The 14445-nt window shown below is 70.5% G+C and carries 15 protein-coding genes; 6 read left to right on the top strand and 9 right to left on the bottom strand.

Translation table 11 applies throughout. The features are described 5' to 3' along the window. Positions 1-313 precede the first annotated feature (313 nt). From CKCBHOJB_RS17455 to CKCBHOJB_RS17470, 4 genes are all read left to right on the top strand, one after another. On the top strand, positions 314-1108 hold the full coding sequence (locus tag CKCBHOJB_RS17455; RefSeq protein WP_281049937.1) for an amino acid ABC transporter substrate-binding protein: 795 nt from the start codon (positions 314-316) through the stop codon (positions 1106-1108). A gap of 183 nt (positions 1109-1291) precedes the next feature. Continuing rightward, complete coding sequence (locus CKCBHOJB_RS17460; protein WP_281049938.1) at positions 1292-1942, top strand: amino acid ABC transporter permease; 651 nt, start codon at positions 1292-1294, stop codon at positions 1940-1942. Between the two features lie 34 nt (positions 1943-1976). Continuing rightward, entirely contained in the window at positions 1977-2729 is a 753-nt protein-coding gene (locus CKCBHOJB_RS17465; RefSeq protein WP_281051720.1) for an amino acid ABC transporter ATP-binding protein, read from the top strand. Between the two features lie 48 nt (positions 2730-2777). After that, on the top strand, positions 2778-3380 hold the full coding sequence (locus CKCBHOJB_RS17470; RefSeq protein ID WP_281049939.1) for a cysteine hydrolase family protein: 603 nt from the start codon (positions 2778-2780) through the stop codon (positions 3378-3380). A gap of 147 nt (positions 3381-3527) precedes the next feature. Here the strand turns inward: CKCBHOJB_RS17470 and CKCBHOJB_RS17475 are convergent, their stop codons facing one another. From CKCBHOJB_RS17475 to CKCBHOJB_RS17490, 4 genes are all read right to left on the bottom strand, one after another. Continuing rightward, on the bottom strand, positions 3528-5033 hold the full coding sequence (locus CKCBHOJB_RS17475; protein ID WP_281049940.1) for an aldehyde dehydrogenase family protein: 1506 nt from the start codon (positions 5031-5033) through the stop codon (positions 3528-3530). A gap of 19 nt (positions 5034-5052) precedes the next feature. Next, positions 5053-6192, bottom strand: a complete 1140-nt coding sequence (locus tag CKCBHOJB_RS17480) for a saccharopine dehydrogenase C-terminal domain-containing protein (RefSeq protein ID WP_281049941.1) — start codon at positions 6190-6192, stop codon at positions 5053-5055. 232 nt (positions 6193-6424) lie between these two features. After that, positions 6425-7735, bottom strand: a complete 1311-nt coding sequence (locus tag CKCBHOJB_RS17485; RefSeq protein ID WP_281049942.1) for a DEAD/DEAH box helicase — start codon at positions 7733-7735, stop codon at positions 6425-6427. A gap of 538 nt (positions 7736-8273) precedes the next feature. Then, complete coding sequence (locus CKCBHOJB_RS17490) at positions 8274-8549, bottom strand: HU family DNA-binding protein (RefSeq protein ID WP_002931801.1); 276 nt, start codon at positions 8547-8549, stop codon at positions 8274-8276. A gap of 221 nt (positions 8550-8770) precedes the next feature. On the opposite strand from CKCBHOJB_RS17490, the gene CKCBHOJB_RS17495 reads away from it, so the two are divergent. Beyond that, positions 8771-9943 (top strand): hypothetical protein, encoded by a 1173-nt coding sequence (locus tag CKCBHOJB_RS17495; RefSeq protein WP_281049943.1) that lies wholly within the window; start codon positions 8771-8773, stop codon positions 9941-9943. 18 nt (positions 9944-9961) lie between these two features. Here CKCBHOJB_RS17495 and CKCBHOJB_RS17500 read toward each other — a convergent pair whose 3' ends face one another. Then, a complete protein-coding gene (locus CKCBHOJB_RS17500; RefSeq protein ID WP_281049944.1) occupies positions 9962-10459 on the bottom strand; it encodes a flavin reductase family protein in 498 nt (165 codons plus the stop codon). 131 nt (positions 10460-10590) lie between these two features. On the opposite strand from CKCBHOJB_RS17500, the gene mutY reads away from it, so the two are divergent. After that, positions 10591-11667 (top strand): A/G-specific adenine glycosylase, encoded by a 1077-nt coding sequence (mutY, locus tag CKCBHOJB_RS17505; protein WP_281049945.1) that lies wholly within the window; start codon positions 10591-10593, stop codon positions 11665-11667. A 13-nt stretch (positions 11668-11680) separates the two neighbouring features. Here mutY and CKCBHOJB_RS17510 read toward each other — a convergent pair whose 3' ends face one another. From CKCBHOJB_RS17510 to CKCBHOJB_RS17525, 4 genes are read right to left on the bottom strand one after another with little or no spacing between them, the layout of a single operon-like run. Next, entirely contained in the window at positions 11681-12283 is a 603-nt protein-coding gene (locus CKCBHOJB_RS17510; protein ID WP_281049946.1) for an LON peptidase substrate-binding domain-containing protein, read from the bottom strand. A gap of 43 nt (positions 12284-12326) precedes the next feature. After that, entirely contained in the window at positions 12327-12974 is a 648-nt protein-coding gene (locus tag CKCBHOJB_RS17515) for a flavin prenyltransferase UbiX (protein ID WP_281049947.1), read from the bottom strand. A gap of 11 nt (positions 12975-12985) precedes the next feature. After that, positions 12986-14143, bottom strand: coding sequence for an ABC transporter substrate-binding protein (locus tag CKCBHOJB_RS17520; protein WP_281051721.1), 1158 nt, complete (start codon positions 14141-14143; stop codon positions 12986-12988). Between the two features lie 31 nt (positions 14144-14174). Next, positions 14175-14402, bottom strand: a complete 228-nt coding sequence (locus tag CKCBHOJB_RS17525) for a hypothetical protein (RefSeq protein WP_281049948.1) — start codon at positions 14400-14402, stop codon at positions 14175-14177. Positions 14403-14445 lie beyond the last annotated feature (43 nt).

Genomic DNA, 14445 nt, shown 5'->3' on the forward strand with positions numbered 1-14445 from the left:
TGCGGATGTCCGGCGACATCTTCGCGGGCATGGACGTTTTTTCGCGGCTTCCGCCGCTCCCACTCGCGCACCTCGCGTGGCGCGCCGTGGGAGCGGCGGAAGCCGCGAAGATGAATGCCAGCGCGGCGGCGACCACCGAGGGTGAATCGCGGCTGCAGCTCCCACTTCGCGCCTGCGATCGCTCGCTCCCCGCGCCGAGGTTGCTCCCTCGCCGCATCGCAGCGAAAATCATGGTTTTGCGGCCGCCACCCCGGCGCGCATTCCCGCGGCGGACCCACCCGGCCCGCCCTCACTCCCTCTTTCGGGCAAGACCATGAAGAAATTCTCCTCGCTGCTGATGCTCTCCCTCACCGCCGCTGCGCTCGTCGCCGGCTGCGGCAAGAACGAACCCGCCGCCCAGTCCGCAGCAGCGCCCGCCGCGCCGGCGAAGATCGTCATCGGCCTCGACGACAACTTCCCGCCGATGGGCTTCCGCAACGACAGGAACGAGCTCGTCGGCTTCGACATCGACCTGGCGAAGGAAGCCGCCAAGCGCCTGGGCGTCGAGGTCGAGTTCAAGCCGATCGACTGGAGCGCGAAGGAAGCCGAACTCAACGGCAAGCGCGTGGATGCGCTGTGGAACGGCCTCACCATCACCGAGGAGCGCAGGAAGAACATCGGCTTCACCAGCGCCTACATGGAAAACCACCAGATCATCGTGGTGCCGGCCAGTTCGACGATCAAGACCAAGGCCGAGCTCGCCGGCAAGGTCATCGGCATCCAGGACGGCAGCAGCGCGGTCGACGCGGTGCAGAAGGACCCGGTCGCCGGTTCGTTCAAGGAGCTGAAGAAATTCGGCGACAACGTCACCGCGCTGATGGACCTGACCACCGGCCGCCTCGACGCGGTGGTGCTCGACGAAGTCGTCGGCCGCTACTACACCGCCAAGAAGCCGGGTGAATACGTCGTGCTCGACGACCACTTCGGCACCGAGGAGTACGGCGTCGGCACCCGTAAGGACGACACCGAGCTGCTGGGCAAGCTGCAGAAGGCGATGGACGACATGAAGGCCGACGGCAGCGCCGCCCGCATCTCGACCGAGTGGTTCGGCAAGGACATCATCAAGTAAGTCCACTCGGCAAGATCGCGGCTTCCGCCGCTCCCACGGTGCAAACGCCGAACCGTGGGAGCGGCGGAAGCCGCGAAGCTTTCCACTCCCCGCCACACGCGGACTCGAACGCAGGACGCACCACCCGCGCCGCGCCGACGCCCTCGTCCCCCCACCTGCCCGCCGCTCGCCCGGCGTCCCGCCATGGACTACATCCTCAGCATCCTCGGCCCGCTCGCCGAGGGCTCGCTGGTCACGCTGCAGCTCTTCCTGATCACCCTGCTGCTGGCGGTGCCGCTCGGGCTCGGGCTGGCGCTGGTGCGCATCTCGCGCTTCACCGTCGCCAGCCAGGCGGTCAACGGCTACATCTGGCTGATGCGCGGCACGCCGCTGATGCTGCAGATGCTGTTCATCTACTACGCGCTGCCCTTCGTGCCGGTGATCGGCATCCGCCTGCCCGACTTCCCGGCGGCGATCGTGGCCTTCGCGCTCAACTACGCGGCCTACTTCGCCGAGATCTTCCGCGCCGGCATCCAGTCCATCGACCGCGGCCAGTACGAGGGCGCCAAGGTGCTCGGGTTCTCCTACGGCCAGACGATGCGCCGCATCGTGCTGCCGCAGGTGGTCAAGCGCATCCTGCCGCCGATGAGCAACGAGACCATCACCCTGGTCAAGGACACCTCGCTGATCTACGTGCTCGCGCTCAACGACCTGCTGCGCGCCGCGCGCGGCATCGTGCAGCGCGACTTCACGATCACCCCCTTCATCGTCGCCGCAGCCTTCTACCTGATCATGACGCTGGTGCTGACCTGGCTGTTCCAGCGCCTGGAGAAACGCCATGCCGTCTATGACTGAGGCCACGCCGGTGACGACTTCGATGACCGCTCCGATGATCCTCGCCGACGGCATCCGCAAGCGCTTCGGCGCCAACGAGGTGTTGAAGGGCGTGTCGCTGACGCTGGCCAAGGGCGAGGTGGTCGCGGTGATCGGGCCCTCGGGCTCGGGCAAGAGCACCTTCCTGCGCTGCCTCAACCATCTAGAGACGATCGACGCGGGGCGCATCGTGATCGAGGGCGAGGTGCTCGTCGACAACGACGCCCACGGCCACGCGCGCTACGTCGCCGACGCCGAGGTGCGCCGCATCTGCCGCCGCATGGGCATGGTGTTCCAGCACTTCAACCTGTTCCCGCACCTCAGCGTGCTGCAGAACGTGATCGAGGCCCCGATCACGGTGAAGGGCATGAAGCGCGCGGCCATCCTGCCCAAGGCCGAGGAACTGCTGCGCAAGGTCGGCCTGTTCGACAAGCGCGACGCCTACCCCTCGCGCCTGTCCGGCGGCCAGAAGCAGCGCGTGGCGATCGCGCGCGCGCTGGCGATGGAGCCGGACATCATGCTGTTCGACGAGCCCACCTCGGCGCTCGACCCCGAGCTCACCGGCGAGGTGCTGCGCACCATGCGCCAGCTCGCCGACGAGCACATGACCATGCTGGTGGTGACGCACGAGATGGGCTTCGCGCGCGAAGTGGCGAGCCGCGTGGTGTTCATGGACGGCGGCGAGCTGATCGAGTCGCGCCCGGCGGCCGAGTTCTTCGCCAGCCCCGAGCACCCGCGCACCCGCGCCTTCCTCGACAGCATGCTCTGAATCCCGGGAGTGCCGCCGGCCATCCCGCAATCCCAAAGGAGACTGCCCATGAGCATCGCATCCACCACCCTGCGCCAGCTTTCCGGCCTGCCCGCCACCCCCGCCCGCCTGTCCGAATCGGCGCTGGTCATCGTCGATGCCCAGAACACCTACCGCAGCGGCGTCATGCAGCTCAGCGGCGTGGAGCCGGCGCTGGACGAGTGCGCGGGGCTGCTGGCGCGGGCGCGCGCACTGAAGATTCCGGTCGTGCACATCCAGCACGACGCCGGCCCCGGTTCGCCCTACGACCCGAACGCCGAATCCGGCGCGATCGCCGACAAGGTGGCGCCGGTGGCCGGCGAGGCGGTGGTGCTCAAGCACTACCCGAACTCCTTCGTCGGCACCGAACTCGACGCGCTGCTGAAGGCGGCGGGGGTCAAGAACCTGGTCGTGGTCGGCTTCATGACCCACATGTGCATCAACTCGACCGCGCGCGGCGCCTTCAATCTCGGCTACGCGGTCACCGTGCCCGCCGCGGCCACCGCCACCCGGCCGCTGGCCGCGCCCGACGGCAGCGTGGTCGAAGCCGCCGCCCTGCAGGCCGCGGCACTGGCCGCGCTGGCGGACCTGTTCGCGGTCGTGGTGGCGGACGGCGCGGCGATCCCGGACTGACGCCCACGCACGCCCCCATGTGGGAGCGCCGGCAGGCGCGAATCCGGCGTGCCGGCCTGCACACTCGTCCCAGCTAGGAGCGGCCCTGTTCGCGCCTGCCGGCGCTCCGGCACGGGAAACCTCGGACAGGAACTGTCCGGCCGGGGCTCAGTCAGCCGGCGCGAAACTCACCCCCTGCGCCAGCGGCAGCGCATCGGAGTAGTTGATGGTCGCCGTCATCCGGCGCATGTAGGCGCGCCAGGCGTCCGAGCCCGCCTCGCGCCCGCCGCCGGTATCCTTCTCGCCGCCGAAGGCGCCACCGATCTCGGCACCGCTGGTGCCGGCGTTGACGTTGGCGATGCCGCAGTCGCTGCCGGTGGCGGAGAGAAAGCGCTCGGCCTCGCGCAGGTCGGTGGTGAAGATCGCCGAGGACAGGCCCTGAGGCACGGCGTTGTGGCGCGCGATGGCGTCGTCGAGCGCGGTGTACTCGAAGCAGTTCAGCAGCGGCGCGAAGACCTCCTCCATGCTGTTCGTCACCGTTGGCGGATGCTCGACCAGCGCCGGGCGCACGTACCAGGCCTGCGGAAAGCGCTCGGCGAGCACGCGCTCGCCGCCGCCGATGCGGGCGCCCTGCGCGCGTGCCGCGGCCAGCGCGGCCTGCATGCGGGCGAAGGCCTCTTGACCGATCAGCGGACCGACCAGGGTGTCGGCGGCACGCGGGTCGCCCACCACCAGCCCGGCGAACACCGCGTGCAGGCGCTCCAGCAGCCTGTCGCGCACCGCCGTGTGGACGAACAGCCGCCGCGTGCTGGTGCAGCGCTGGCCGGCAGTGCCGGCGACGCCGAACACGAGCGCGCGCAGCGCCAGCTCCAGGTCGGCGCTCGGGGTCACGATCACCGCGTTGTTGCCGCCGAGCTCGAGCAGGCTGCGCCCGAGCCGCTGCGCCACCCGCGGTGCCAGCGCGCGCCCCATCGCGCAGCTGCCGGTGGCCGACAGCAGGGCCACGCGGCGGTCGTCGGCGAGCTGCAAAGCGCGCTCGGCGCCGCCCACGATCACCGCCGACAGTCCCGGCGGCACCGCTTCCATGCCTGCGGCCGCCTGTTCGAGCAGGCGCTGGCAGGCGAGCGCGCACAAGGGCGTGCGCTCCGAGGGCTTCCACACCAGGCTGTCGCCGCACACCAGCGCCAGCGCCGCGTTCCACGCCCACACCGCGACCGGGAAATTGAAGGCGGTGACGATGGCCACCGGGCCGAGCGGGTGCCAGGTCTCGCGCAGCGCGTGGCCGGGACGCTCGGAGGCGATGGTCAGCCCGTGCAGCTGGCGCGACAGGCCGGCCGCGAAGTCGCAGATGTCGATCATCTCCTGCACCTCGCCTTCGGCCTCGCTGCGGATCTTGCCGCACTCGAGGGTGACCAGCTCGGCGAGCAGGCCCTTGTGCGCACGCAGCACCTCGGCGAAGCGGCGCACCAGCGCGCCGCGCCGCGGCGCGGGCACCGTACGCCAGGCGGCGAAGGCCTCCACGCTGCGCGCGATCGCGACCTCGGTCGCGGCGGCGTCGTGCGGCGCGAGGCGGGCGAGCAGGCTGCCGTCGATCGGGCTATGTACGGCCAGCGCACCCTCGCGCAGGCGGGCGGCATCGAGGCCGAGCGGCAGGAAGCGGGCATTGCTCAACATGCTGGCATCCTCCTCGTGTTCAGGCGCCGGGCGGCGGCTCGGCGAGCACGCCGGTGGCGGCGCAGCGCACCTCCTCGCCATCGGTCAGGAAATGGCGGCCGAAGCGGTTGGTGACGAAGTCGCAGTAATCGACGTCCTCCTGGCGCACGAAGCCGCGCTGCGGAAGGCGGCCGGCGGCGAGCAGGTCGAGCACCGCGCACAGCGCGCTCGCGGTGGTGAGCTGGATCGCGCTGCGCAGGCGGCCGTTGACCTCGGCCGCATAGAGCTTGCGCGCGAAGGTCTCCTGCATCAGCAGGCCCTCGCGCCGGCCGCTGACGGTGACGAAGACCAGCACCACGTCCTGCATCGTCACCGGGATCGCCGACTCGAGGATGTCCTTGAGCAGCGCGCGCCGTTCGCCCAGGCGCAGGTCGTGCAGCAGCAGCTTCATGACGTCGCGGTGGCCGCGGTAGCGCACGGTACGGTAGTTGAGGTTGCGCACCCGGCCCTGCAACGTGTCGCACAGCGTGCCCAGCCCGCCCGACGTGTTGAAGGCCTCGTAGTCGTCACCATCGAGCGAGAAGTGCTCGAGCTCCTCCAGCGCCGGCATCTCGCGACGCACGCCGTCGACGATCGCCTCGCAGGGGTTGAGGTACTCGTTGATGAGGCCGTCGGTGCTCCAGGTCAGGTTGTACTTGAGGCCGTTGGAGGGGTACTTGGGCAGCGCGCCGACGCGCATGCGCACGTCGCGCAGTTCGTCGAAGCGCGCGGCGAGATCGTGGGCGACGATGGAGATGAAACCGGGCGCCAGCCCGCACTGCGGGATCAGCGCGCTGCGCGCGCCGGCGGCGAGCTCGCGCACGCGGCGGGTGCTGGCGATGTCTTCGGTGAGGTTGAGGTAATGCACCCCTTCGCTCGTGGCAGCGGTGGCGATGCCGGCACCGATGTCGAAGGGTCCGGCGTCGATCACCGCCCAGCGCCCCTCCAGCATGGCGGCGAGCGCATCCGGGTCGCCGACGTCGAGGCAGGTCGCGCGCACCCTGGCCAGCTCGGCGCCGATGCGTTCGACCGCGGCAGGGTCGCGGTCGGCCACGGTGACCGCATAGTCTCCGTTGCCGGCGAGCAGGTCGGCGATCACCGTGCCGATCTTGCCCGCGCCGACGATCAGGATGTCCTTCATGACGCCCTCCCACCGCTGCGGACTGCCAGGCTCTGGCAAATCTGACCGTGGCGGCGGGAAAACGTTGCGACGGAACGCTGGCCGCGAAGGCGCGGCGAAATGCGAAGGCCCGCGGCCTCCGCCACCGCCTTCAAGGACCGCCGCGAACGGTGTCCTGCAAGGGGCGGCGGAAGCCGCGGGCCTTCATGGCCTGCCCCCGGGGCACGATCGCTCCGGGGACGGGGCCGTCCGCTCAGCCGCGCGAGCGACGGTCGCCGTGGCTGCGCTCGCTGCGCGAGGGATGGCCATCGCGGCTGAAGCCGCCCGCGCTGCGGCGATTGTCGCCACCGGGACGGCCATAGCCACCGCCATTGCCGAAGCGACGACCGCCATTGCCGCCCGGGCGCGGGCCCGCGGGCTTGCGCGGCGACGGCTCCATGCCGGCGATGGTGTGAACTTCCAGGCGGCCGCCGGTGAAGCGCTCGATGGCGCGGATCAGGCCGGTCTCGCGCGGGCCCGACAGCGTGATCGCGATACCGTCGCGACCGGCGCGGCCGGTGCGGCCGATGCGGTGCACATAGTCCTCGGCCTGGCGCGGCGGATCGAAGTTGATCACGTGGCTGATGCCGGCGACGTCGATGCCGCGCGCGGCGACGTCGGTCGCCACCAGCACGCCGATGCGACCCTGGCGCAGACGGTCGAGCGTGCGATTGCGCTGGGTCTGGTGCATGTCGCCGTGCAGCGCGGCGGCGGCGATGCCCTTCTCCTGCAGCGACAGCGACAGCTCGTCCGCGCTCTTCTTGGTGGCGGTGAACACCACGGCCTGGTTCATCCCGTCCTCGCCCAGCAGGGCCTCGAGCAGGCGGTTCTTGTGGCCGAGGTCGTCGGCGAACATCAGGCGCTGCTCGATCTGGCCGCGGTCTTCCTGGGCGACCTCGATCTCGATGCGCTGCGGGTCGCGCGTCATGCGGGTGGCCATGCTGCCGACCACGCCATCGAGCGTGGCCGAGAACAGCAGGGTCTGGCGCTTGGCCGGCGTGGCGGCGACGATGGCGTCGATGTCTTCGGCGAAGCCCATGTCGAGCATGCGGTCGGCCTCGTCGAGGATCAGCACCTCGACGTCCGACAGCTTCACCTTGCGGCGGTTGAGGTGGTCGAGCAGGCGGCCCGGGGTGGCGACGACGACGTCGCACTGGCGCTGCAGCTGCTTGATCTGGGCGAACATCGGCGCGCCACCGACGAGGCAGGCGGTGTTGAGCCAGCGCAGCGCCTTGCCGTAGGTCTGCACCGCCTTCTCCACCTGCAGCGCGAGTTCGCGGGTGGGCGTCAGCACCAGCACGCGCGGGCCGCTGCCCGAGGCCGGGCGGCGATCGATGATCTTGTGCAGCGCGGGCAGCGTGAAGGCGGCGGTCTTGCCGCTTCCGGTGTGGCTGGATACCAGCAGGTCCTGGCCGGCGATGGCGGCGGGGATGGCCTGCATCTGCACCGGGGTGGGCGTGGTGTAGCCGGTCTGCTCGACGGCCTTGAGGAGTTCTGCGGCGAGGCCGAGGCTGTGGAAAGTCATTGGGTTCTTCCTGTGTCCTGCTGTCCGGCCCATGGATGAGGGGCGGACGGATTCGGACCCGACGATGGTCGGGTCGCATGGCATCGCGGTGCGCACGGTCCGCCAGGCGGGCAGTGTGCACGGAATCGCAAGGGCGACGAACGCGCGATGGGCGTGGCCGGTCAATCTGCAGGACGGTCTGTGGACCGCTGCGGAAGGACCGCGCATCGGCACCAACCGGTTGTCACGATGCCAGACGATCGGAAGAACGAATGGGGTTCGGCGGGAGGTCGGGGGCGATGGGGCTGTGGTTACAGTCCCTGGGGCCGATTGACGAGCTTCGAGCGGGCACCCTTGTCCGCGCCTGAAAGCTCACTACTCTGCATGTGGCCCTGATGCTGCATTGCACAACGAGACGTAGTATAATCCTTTCCGCTCGTGCTGTCGCCTGTTTTCTTCCGCCGCGGGACCGAAGCGGAAAAGAAAAGCGGGCCGGTACGTGCGTACGGGCCCGCTTCGGCCGGGGACGAGCCCCGAACGGATGTCTGGGATTACTTGATTACTTGTTGACCGCGGCCTTCAGCGTGGCGCCGGCGGTGAACTTGGGCACGCTCGACGCGGCGATCTCGATGGTGGCGCCGGTCTGCGGGTTGCGGCCGGTGCGGGCAGCACGCTCGGAAACCTCGAAGGAGCCGAAGCCGGTGAAGGCGACCTTCTCGCCCTTGCCCAGCTGCTCGGCGATGATGTCGAGCACGGCGGACAGCGCGCGGTCGGCCTGAGCGCGCGAAACATCAAGACGGTCGGCCAGGGCTTCGACGAATTCACCTTTATTCATGCTTTTCCTCGATTGGTGTGAGTGGGATTTGGAAAGTCCGTTCTACGCGGCGGATTCTAGCACCCTCGCGGCCTGTGGGGCGTTTCCTGTTGCCGGCGCGTGAGGTCCACCATGACGCATAGCACGGGTTCCTCAAGCGCGCGCCACCGATCGCGAACCCACTTCGGGCAACAACAGGGCGTATGCTCCCTCCAGCGACACGACGACGAAAGATACAGACGATGAACACGCAAGCCCCTGCCGGCGACGACACCATCCGCATCACCGCAACACGCCAGGGCGACGCCATCACCGGAGTCGAGGTACGGATCCCCGCGCTGGCCTGGATGGGGGGACAGGTGGTCGGCATGACGCCCGCCGCCGCGACGGCCCATCTGCTCGCCCACGCCAGCCACAGCCCGCGCGCCCATGCCTGCGCGGTCGAGCATGCCTGCGCGCTCGCCCTCGGCGAGCAGGCGATCGCGGCCGACGACCGGGATGCCCAGCTCGTGATCGAGCGCACCCTCGCTGCCGAGATGGCCGACACCCACCTGCGCCGCCTGCTCATCGACTGGCCGCCGCAGTTCGGCTTCGAGCCGCGCCTGAACCGCTTCGCCGAGTTTCACCGCCAGCTGATCGCGCCGTCCGATGCGGAGACTGCCTTCGCGCTCGGCGGCGAAGTGCTCGACCTGGTCGCGCGCGAGATGCTCGCCGGCTTCTTCAGCCAGATCCGCATGCCGCACGGCCTCGGCGAATTCATCGAGCGGCTCAACGCGGGGGGCAGCCTGAGCACGGTCATGAACGAGCTGATCGCGATGGGCGCCTCGCTGCCACCGCGTGGCGGCCCCACCCAGTTGCTGGGCACGCTCAGCGCCGCGGCCTGGGTGAGCAGCGTCGGCGAGTGGCCGGACGCCGATTTCGTCCGCTGTCCGACCTATGCCGGCGCGCCCGCCGAGACCGGGCCGCTGGCACGCCATGCGCCGTCGCCGCTGGTACGCCTGCTGCTGGACCGCGGCCACCGGGTGTCGGCGCGCCTGTTCGCCAAGGCCATCGACGTCGCCGACTGCGCGAGCCGGATGCGCCATCCCTACACCGACGACGTCCCGCCGCTGATAGACGCGGTGCAGGCGGCCCCGGGGGTCGGCATGGCGCGCGTGGCCACCGCGCGCGGCACCCTGCTGTGCTGGGTGCGGATCGCAGACGGCCTGATCGCCGACTGCGCGATGGTTCCGGCTGGCGCTTGGAACTTCCACCCCGACGGCGCGTTCTGCCGCGAGGCCTTGAGCGGGCACGAGAAGGGCGAGGACCTCGAGGGCACGCGCCGCCGCATCTCGGTGCTGGCGCTCGCCCTCGACCCCTCGATCGCGCACACCGTCGAGGTCGTCGAACGTCCGGCGGGAAAGAAGCGCGCGTGAGCGCTTCCCCGCGCCGGCTCAGGCCTCGAGCTGGCGGTAGGCGCCGCCGAAATAGATCAGCGGCGCACGCGCCTCGCGATCGAAATCGACCACCTCGCTGATGAAGACGACGTGGTCGCCGCCCTCGTGGCGCACCGTGTTGCGGCACTGGAAGCGCGCGCAGCAGCCGCGCAGCAGCGGCACGCCGCCGACCCCTTCGTCGCAGGCCAGGCCGGCGAACTTGTCGTCGAGCCGGCTGGCGAAGCGCTGCGACAGCTCGGTCTGGTCCTCGGCGAGGACGTTGATCGCGTAGTATTCGCAGCCTTCGAACAGGGCGCGGCTGGGCAGGTCCTTGGCCAGGCTCCATACGATCAGCGGCGGATCGAGCGACACCGAGTTGAAGGAATTGACGGTGAGGCCGATCGGCTCGCCGGCCGGCGTGCGCGTGGTCACCACCGTGATGCCGGTGGCGAACATGCCTAGCGAGTTGCGGAAGCGGCGCGAGAAATCCTCGCCCGGGAAGCTCTGTTGGGTCATGGAATGAGACGTCGCGGTGGGTCCGCGCTCTGTTGCAGTGCAATCGAAGCGCGGATTATCGCCGCGCACGCGACCAGCGTCGAGGGCGAAAGCCTTGATGCATGCAAAAAAAACACAGGAAAAACCGCGACATGAACGACTTCGCCGGCCGCCTGCTCGCGTGGCAGCGGGAACACGGGCGCCACGACCTGCCCTGGCAGGGCGGCACCGACCCCTACCCGATCTGGCTGTCCGAGGTCATGCTGCAGCAGACCCAGGTCGACACGGTGATCCCCTACTACCGGCGCTTCCTCGCGCGTTTCCCCGACGTCGGCACGCTCGCCGCGGCGCCGGTGGAGGACGTGATGGCGCTGTGGAGCGGGCTCGGCTACTACGCGCGGGCACGCAACCTGCACCGTGCCGCGCAGGTGATCGTGGCCGAGCACGGCGGGCGCTTCCCCGCCAGCGCCGCACGGATCGCCGAGCTGCCCGGCATCGGCCGCTCGACCGCCGCGGCGATCGCCGCCTTCGCCTTCGGCGAGCGCGCCGCCATCCTCGACGGCAACGTCAAGCGCGTGCTGTGCCGGATCTTCGGCGTCGACGGTTTTCCGGGCGACAAGGCGGTGGAGAACCGGCTGTGGGGTCTCGCCGAATCGCTGCTGCCGGCGCGGGAGGTCGGGCGCTACATCCAGGCGCAGATGGATCTCGGCGCCACGCTGTGCACCCGCGGCCGCCCGGCGTGCGCGCGCTGCCCCTTCGCCACCGACTGCGTCGCGCACCGCGAGCAGCGCGTCGCCGAACTACCGACGCCGCGCCCGCGCAAGGCGGTGCCGCGGCGCAGCGCGCGCTACGCGGTGATCGTACATGACGGCGCGGTGCTGCTCGAGCGCCGGCCGCCGACCGGGATCTGGGGCGGACTGCTGGCCCTGCCCGAAATCCCGGACGCAGGCGGCGACGCCGCGCGCTGGGCGGGCGAGCGCTTCGGCCTGGACATCGCCGGCGCGCAGACGCTGGCGCCGCTGACCCACGCCTTCACCCACTTCGTGCTCGAGCTGCAGCCGGTGCTGCTGGGGGTGGCCTCGCCCCGCGGCCAGCCCCGCCTGCACGCGGCCGACGACGGTGCGCTGTGCTGGCAGCCACTGGCCGCCCGTGCCGACGCCGCGCTGCCGACGCCGGTGCGGCGCATCCTCGACGCCCTCGCCGCGCCGGACCTGTTCTCCGCCGGCTGAAGGGCGCGGCGGCTCAGGCGAGGTTCGGCAGCAGGCCGTGCTCGCGCAGGTACTTCTGCAGGATTTCCAGGCGGCTGAGCGGGTCGTCGAGCTCGAGCAGCTTCTGCTTGGCGAGCAGCGGGATCGGCAGCAGTTCGGTATAACGCGCGCCGACCCAGCCTGCATCGTCGAAATCGTGCGGCGGCGGCAGGCGTTCGCCGAGTTCGCCGACGATGGTCCGCAGCAGCGGCAGCAGATCGGCCTGGGCCTCGGGGACCAGCTCCGCCGGCGACTCCTCCAGCCAGCGCACGCTGGCGACCAGCAGGCCGTCGCGCTCGAGCTCGTGGTCCTCGATGCGGAAACGCCGGCCGCCGCGGGTGAGCAGGTTCAGCACCCCGGTCTGCGCCATGTCCCACTGCTCGATGCGCGCCTCGGTGCCCACCGGATGCGGGACCGCGGCCTCGCCGACCTCCTCGCCGGCGGCGATCAGGCACACGCCGAAGGCCGAGTCCTCGCGCATGCAGCGGGTGATCATGTCCATGTAGCGCGGCTCGAACACGCGCAGCGGCAGCACGCCGCCGGGGAAGAGCACGGTCTTGAGCGGGAACAGCGGCAGGCGTTCGGGCGGCGTGGTCATGGTGCCCTCCTGGGCGAATGGGCTGAACTCGGGCGCCGGCGGCTCAGCGCGCCTGCTCGCCCGGCTCGGCCGCGGGCACGCGATCCTCGCCCCAGCGCGCCATCAGCGCATGCGGCACGCCGAGCTGGTCGAGGATGCGGGCGACGACGAAGTCGATGAGATCCTGGACGGTCTGCGGATGGTGGTAGAAGCCCGGATTCGGCGGCAGGATGCACACGCCGAGGCGGGCGAGCCTGAGCATGTTCTCGAGATGGATCGCCGAATACGGCGTCTCGCGCGGCACCAGCACCAGCTTGCGGGCTTCCTTGATGACGACGTCGGCAGCGCGCTCGATCAGGTTCTGGCTCAGGCCGCCGGCGATCGCAGCCAGCGTGGCCACCGTGCACGGGCACACCACCATCGCGTCGGGCGGATTGGAGCCGGAGGCCGGCGGCGCGAACCACTCCTCGCGGCCGAACACCCGCAGCTGCCCCGGCGCCGCACCGAAGCGCGCCGACAGCTCGGCCTCGACCTCGGCCGGGCGCGCCGGCAGGTTCCAGTCCATCTCCTGGCGGGCGACGATCTGCGCCACCTGCGAGTACAGCAGCCACACCCGGCAGCCGGCCTGCAGCAGGCATTCGACCAGGCGCACGCCGTAGGGCAGGCCGGAGGCGCCGGTGAAGGCGACGGTGACGGTGCGGGGCGGATTCATCCGGGCTGGGCTCACTCGAGATAGTCGGTGATCAGTTCCCAGCGCCCGTTGCGGATCTGCGCCAGGCGGCCGTGGCGGTTGCCGAGGTGGTCGTCCGGCGTGAAGCGGTAGGTCGGACTGCCGAAATAATCGCGGGTGAACTCCATGCGCTCGAGCGTGCGCGCGAAGGCCTCGATCGTGAGTGTCGGACCGGTGAGCTCGGCGGTGCGCACGAACAGGTCGGCCAGGGTGTAGCCCATCACGCTCCACACGTTGGGGTCTGCGTCGAAGCGCGCGCGGTAGCGCTCGATCCAGGCAGCGAGCTGGCTGTTGGCGCCTTCGGCGTAGGGGTGCGGCAGCACCGAGACGCCGTACAGCCCCTCCACCGCCGCGCCGCCCAGCTCGTGGGTCTGCGCCGAATAGCCGGAGGCGGTGACGAGCATGTCGACCTCCCAGCCGATCTTGCGCGCCTCGGCCATCGCCGCCACGGTCTCGCGCACCACGGTGGCGAGCACGACGAAATCGCAGCGCGCAGCGCGCAGGCGGGCGATCTGGCTGGACAGGTCGGTGGCGCCGCGCTTGTAGCTGGTGCGTTCGATCAGCTCGCGCTCGAGGCCGGCCAGGGCCTTCTCCACCCCCTTCATCACCTCCAGGCCGTAGTCGTCGTCCTGGTACAGCAGGCAGGTGCGCTCGTAGCCGCGCTCGCGCACCATGTGCCGGGTGGCGGCTTCCATGTAGTCCTGGTAGGGCGCGAAGTTCTGGAACTTGAGCGGATGCAGCGGCTCGTAGGTCGCCCGGTGCGGCGAGAACGGGAACAGGTGCAGGCGCCCGGCATCGACGACGATGGGCATGGTCGCCATCACCACCGGGGTGCCCATGTTGGCGATGAAGGCGAAGGCCTGGTCGCGCTGGACCAGCTTGCGCGCAGCGAGCACGGCACGCTTGGGGTCGTAGCCGGCGTCCTCGACCACCAGGCGGATGCGCCGCCCATGCACGCCACCGGCGGCGTTGGCCTCGTCGAAGCGCATCAGCATGCCGTCGCGCACCGGCACGCCGAGCAGCGCGATCGGGCCGGAGAGGTCGGAAACGGTGCCGACGACGATCTCGTCTCCGACGACCTCCGCCGCCGTCGCCGGCAGCGCGGTCGCGGCGAGCGCGAACGCGGCGACCAGGCCGCGGAGAAGGCTCAGGGGGCGGATGCTATGCACGACTTCGTCCGGTTCAGAAAGGCAGGCGGCGGCGCGGCGTGGCCGGCTTCTGCTCCGCGCCCGAAGTGGAGCCGGCCGCCGCGACCGGCGCCCTGACCGGCTTGCGCGGCTGGTTCAGTTCCTCGCGCGCGAATCGCACCTTGCCCTCGAGCTCGCAGCCGCGCATGCCGGGCGAGCAGATCGCACCGCGCACGCGCTGGCAGATGCCGTTCAGGTCGTGGGGGCAGCTCCAGGCACTCATCGCGTTCGACTCCACAGGCAGCGGGAAATGAGACTGTAACTAT

The sequence above is a fragment of the Thauera sp. GDN1 genome, assembly GCF_029223545.1.
Lineage (GTDB): Bacteria > Pseudomonadota > Gammaproteobacteria > Burkholderiales > Rhodocyclaceae > Thauera.